The following is a 5,153-nucleotide window of genomic DNA, read 5'->3' on the forward strand; positions in this document are numbered from 1 at the left end:
CACCTCCCCCAAAATCGCCCTTGCGATTTTGGGGGAGGCGGGAGGGGGACGAAAATTCGAAAGTTGATGTGAAAAAGATTTATCCCGAATTGACGTACTTTAAGATCGCAAATCCGGGATAAGTGCAAAGCCTGCCATTTGCGCAAATCACCCCCCATTCCCGGTCTTAAAAAACATTTATCCCTGACCGACATTCAAGAGAAATCCGTCCGTGAATTTTTACTTTGCCCGGCAGTGTTTTGTTTCGGTTTTCAACCAACTGTTTTCAGACCACTGGGAGACACTCTTATGATTATCAAAATCGTCCTTTTTGCCTTTATCTTCCTGGAAACATCCAATGTGCTGGCATTGTATTTTGCGCCCGGATCAAAAAGAGCCAATGCAGTGGGTGTATTTTCCGCGTGGGAAAAATCTAAACAGTTCCCCGAAATTCATGATTTTGTCAAATACCTGGTTTACTGGGTGGCCGGCGCAAAGTTAATTTTCCTGCTCCTCCTGGTTGTGATCGTCCTGTTTGGAGATGCCACCCTCCAGCGCTTCATTCTGCTTGCTCTGGCAATCGGGACGGTGTCCTTTTACTGGCGGTTATTCCCCCTCATCCGATCCATGGATCGAAACGGGCAAATTGAACCCCACAACTACTCAACCAAATTGGGATGGATGATTTTGGGTTTAATCATTGTGTTTTTATTGGGCACTTTCCTGTAATCTGCCTGCGCCAGAAAGCAGCCCGTACTTCTATGGGGATGAATCAGCGCCTGTCATCCCCCCGGCGTATCCTCCAACCCCATTTCTTTCAGGAACAACTTGACCGCCTGCGGGTCAAAGTGTTTGCCTTGTTGTTCTTTCAGGTAAGCCAGCGCCTCTTCTTTTGACCATGCCGGGCGGTAAGGCCGGTCGGAGGTCAGCGCATCCCACACGTCCACCACCGCAAAGATGCGCGCCGCCAGCGGAATTTGCTCGCCTTTCAAACCGCGCGGGTAGCCCGTGCCGTCCCACTTTTCATGGTGACAATAGGGAATGTCCAGCGCCGGGCGCAGATATTCGATCGGCGAAAGCATCTCATAAGCATACAGCGGATGGCGGCGCATAATCACCCATTCTTCCTCCGTCAGCGGACCGGGCTTGAGCAAAATGGCATCCGGAATGCCCAGTTTGCCGATATCGTGCAGCAGTGCGCCGCGCCGCACGTGAACCAGCAGTTCTTCGCTCATGCCGGCCTGACGGCCCAGGCGCAAGACCAGTTCCACCACCCGCTGAGTGTGCCCCTCGGTTTCCTTATCGCGCAGGTCAATCGCGCGCGTCCAGCCTTCAATGGTGGCATCGTAGGCCTGCAGCAACTCCTGATTCGAGCGCCGCGCGTCTTCATACAGCCGCGCATTTTCAATGGCGATGGCCGCCTGCCCCGCCAGCATTTCCAGGAAACGCTGCCATTCCCTATCCACCGGCGGGCTGGCACGCAGGTAAATTTCAATGACGCCCTGAGGGTTGGTTTTGGTGATCAGCGGAATAACCATTACGGTTTGAAAGCCGGCCTGGCGCAGCTGCCGGCTGAATTCGCACACCTGCGGCGCGAAGCAATTGCAATCCTCGCTGATCTCGCACAGGAAAAGGCCGCGGTTTTCTTGCAGCAATTGACCGGCAAGGCTTTGGCCGGCATGAAAACGCAAACCGAGCGGGATGGGAAGCCCATTGCCCTCACCGGCGGTATAGGTCAGCGAACCGTCACCCGGGTCATAGAGCAGCACCGCCAGCGCTTCCAGATTCAGCTGGCTGCGCATTTGATCAATGAGCACCTGCAGGGTTTCATTCAAATTCAGATTTGAACTGATGGCATCATCCATTTTGCGCAGGGCTTCCAGCTGATGCAGCTGACGTTCGATGCGTTCGGCCGATTGTTTCCGTTCGGTAATGTCTTCGATAGCGACAATCACCCGTTCCAGCGTTTCTTCATAGCCGGCCAGGGCGTTCCAGTGCAGGTTGACAGCAATTTTTCGCCCGTCCGGCAGAATATCTTCCGTTTCCCGTTGAAAATGGGCCTCCCCGCTGGCAATCTGCAGCAGTTCGTTCACAAAGTGACGCCATTGAGCCCACCCGTTCAGCAATTCCCCCAAAGACCGCGGCAGGGCTTTACCCTCCACCTGATACAGACGCCGGGCAGCGCGGTTCAAAAAGAGTACGTACGATTTGTCAAACAGATCCAACACCACCTGCGGGTTATCGAGCAGGTAGGTTTCCAGATCGGGTATCCCGCTTTGCTTCAATGCGAGCAGTTCCCGCTTGACCTGCGAAAAATCCTGTTCCAGCATGGCAACCGGCGAGTCCATAAACAGCGCCCGAAAGCGCTCCTCACTGCTGCGCAGGGCGTCATGTTCCTGTTTGAGACGGGCGCGGTGATAGGCATCGGCCAGGGCATAAGGCAGGCGCGCCAGATAGTGATCGGTTTTGGGAATGTAATCCTGCGCGCCCAGCCGCAGGGCTTGCAGGGCAATCATTTCATCTCCCTGGCCGGTGACCAGTACGATGGGAACGGAGAGGCGATGAACCTCACGGATTTCCTTGATCAATTCCAGCGCATTCATCCCGCCCGGCAGGTTGTAATCCATCAGCAGCACATCCACCTCAGCCGGCCGGCTTTCTTCGGTCAAGGTGCGCAAAGCCTGTTGAGCAGTCGTTACCACCTCCAGGGTGATGTAAGGAGCGTGTTTTTCCAGATAGCGGCGGGTCAGGTCAATGTCGGCCGGCTGATGCTCGACATACAGCACGCGCAACGGGCGGTTGTAACGGATGACCTGCTGGCGGTAATGCTGCCATGCGCTTTCAATGACGGCAGGCAGGCGCTCCAGATAATCATCGCGTTTGATGATGTAATCATCGGCCCCGGATTTCAGCGCCGCGATGACGGTTTCTTCATCCCCGCTGCCGGTCACCATGACAATCGCTACCGGCAGATTGAGGCTGCGCAGTTTGACCAGCAGCGAAAGTCCGTCGCCATCTCCCAAATTTCGGTCAATCAGCACCACCTGAAAGGGCTGCCGTTGTTCATAAAGCAATTCCAGCGCCTGCTTTTGGGTAGCAACCGTGCTCATCCGAATGTGGGCAGCCAGTTTCCGCAGCGCGCGGGCGGTCAAATCGGCATCCTGCGGATTATCCTCCACATACAGCACTTGCAGGGGTTCGTGGGGAGAAGTGGCAGGGTCCTTCATACTCTACCTTACGAAAAGTGGAGGGACGGCGGCTGGTTGAGCAGCGTCCAGTACACTTCAATCTGGGCAGCCACTTCAACAAACTTTTCGAATTCCACCGGCTTGACGATGTAGGAATTGGCACCCAACTGGTAGGCGGTTTCGATATCCCGGTCTTCAGAGGAGGTGGTCAGCACCACCACCGGGATGGAGCGGTAATGCGGGTGCTCCTTGTAGCGGCGCAGCACCTCCAGCCCGTCCACCCTCGGCAGTTTCAGATCGAGTAAGATGACCACCGGCAGGGGTGAACCCTCATCCCAGCGGCGTATCCAGTCAATGGCTTCCTCGCCGTCGCGGGCAAACTCAAAAGGGTTGACCACCCGGCGGCGGCTGAAAGCCCGCCGGGTCAGATCCAAATCCATGGGATTATCTTCCACCAAAAGAATGGGACGAAAAGGCACAGACAGGCTCATCCGCGGACAACCTCCATAAACAGGTAAACCTTTACCGGCAGGTTACCCCCTCCCGGCAAGGCCTGTTTTTGTAATCATAGCATAAAACGAGCCGGGTTTTCAAATTCAAATTATTTAACCCGAACTGGTTTTCGATGCAAAAACCGAGAAGGAATACAATGAGCCCTCCATACCTCCCCCAAAATCGCTGAGGCGATTTTGGGGGAGGCGCAGGCGCGGTCGAAAATGCTCAAGATGGATGGGTTTATGATTTATTCCAGACCGAAGTTAATATTAAATCAGTCGGTTGAGGCTGCCAGTTGAGGCGGGTTGCTGCGCCGCCGCACATTCCACTCGTTCAGCGCCAGCGCCGCCAGCACTACCGCCCCGCCGATCAGCAGGCGCGGCAGGTCGGCCTGCTCGCCGAAGAAGACCAGTGAAACCGCCACCGCCAGCGGAATTTTCAGGTCGTTGAAAATTGCCAGCGTACCGGCGTTGACCTTGCGCGCCCCAACATTCCACAGGAAGAAACCCACCGCCGAAGCGACTACCCCCAGATACAGCAGCGTCAGCGCCTGATTGGGCAGCAGGTTGAGGCTGGCCCACGGCGTGGTGAACAAGGCGGGGAAACCGGCTGCCAGCGTGCCGCCAAAGTAAAGCAGCCCAAAAATCTGCCCATCCCTGATTTGAGAGTGAGGACGCATCACCTCGCGGTAGGCCACCTGCCCCAGCGCAAAGCACAGGTTGCTGATCTGCACAATCAGAAAACCGCGCGTCAGGTCGGGGCTGAGCAGGTTGGCCTGCTGGACGATGGCCGTCCCTGCCACCGCCAAAACGGTAGCCAGCAAACTGAACCAGTTCAAACGGCGGTGATAAGCGTCGTTGATCAGGGTAACATACAACGGCGTAAAAATGGTAAACAGGGCTACCTCATAGGCTTTGAGAAAACGAAACGAATAGATGTAGGTCACATACATCAATCCATACTGCACCGCGCCAATCAGCGCCAGCCGCACGGCCAGCCGGCGGTCAACCCCGCGCAGGCGCAGAAACGGCAGAAATGCCAGCCCGGCCAGCAGCAGGCGGGCAAACGCCACAAAACTGGCATCCAAACCGGTCAATTGACCTTTAATCAAACCGAAGGAGAACGCCCACAGGAGAGAAACAATCCACAGATAAAGCATGTTGGACACCTCAGGGGATAAAAGTTTGGGAGAAAACCATTTTTGATGAGAAGGGGACAGCTTGCTGCTTATTATATGCAAAAATATCAGACATTTCAGTTGTCTTAATTCAGACAAATGGCAGGAAAATGCTCTTAAATTCCGTTGAACCCAAACCGTAATGGCTTTCTCAAAGTTCCTTGACAATCCTAAAACTTTGTATCGAAACTCGAATTGTGGCGAAACGACCCCCACCCACCTCCCCCAATATCGCTTTCGCGATATTGGGGGAGGCGCAGGAGGGGGCAAAATCGCTCGATTTGACGTATCAGTGGATTATTCCGAATAGACAT

4 protein-coding genes are annotated in these 5,153 nt (G+C 54.9%); 1 reads left to right on the top strand and 3 read right to left on the bottom strand.

The genetic code is table 11. From position 1 onward, the window contains the following. The first annotated feature begins 288 nt into the window (after window positions 1-288). On the top strand, window positions 289-708 hold the full coding sequence (locus VAE48_RS16165; protein ID WP_322794368.1) for a hypothetical protein: 420 nt from the start codon (window positions 289-291) through the stop codon (window positions 706-708). A 53-nt stretch (window positions 709-761) separates the two neighbouring features. Here the strand turns inward: VAE48_RS16165 and VAE48_RS16170 are convergent, their stop codons facing one another. The 3 genes from VAE48_RS16170 to VAE48_RS16180 all read right to left on the bottom strand — a co-directional run bounded on the left by VAE48_RS16170 (window position 762) and on the right by VAE48_RS16180 (window position 4,821). Then, complete coding sequence (locus VAE48_RS16170; protein WP_322794369.1) at window positions 762-3,206, bottom strand: HD domain-containing phosphohydrolase; 2,445 nt, start codon at window positions 3,204-3,206, stop codon at window positions 762-764. An 8-nt stretch (window positions 3,207-3,214) separates the two neighbouring features. After that, window positions 3,215-3,658 carry a response regulator gene (locus VAE48_RS16175; RefSeq protein WP_322794370.1) on the bottom strand — a complete coding sequence of 148 codons (444 nt, stop codon included), beginning with the start codon at window positions 3,656-3,658 and terminating at the stop codon, window positions 3,215-3,217. A gap of 278 nt (window positions 3,659-3,936) precedes the next feature. Beyond that, a complete protein-coding gene (locus VAE48_RS16180) occupies window positions 3,937-4,821 on the bottom strand; it encodes an EamA family transporter (RefSeq protein ID WP_322794371.1) in 885 nt (294 codons plus the stop codon). Between the last annotated feature and the right edge of the window lie 332 nt (window positions 4,822-5,153).

Origin of the sequence: Bellilinea sp., assembly GCF_034432615.1 — a bacterium.
In the GTDB taxonomy this organism is placed as follows: domain Bacteria; phylum Chloroflexota; class Anaerolineae; order Anaerolineales; family Anaerolineaceae; genus Bellilinea.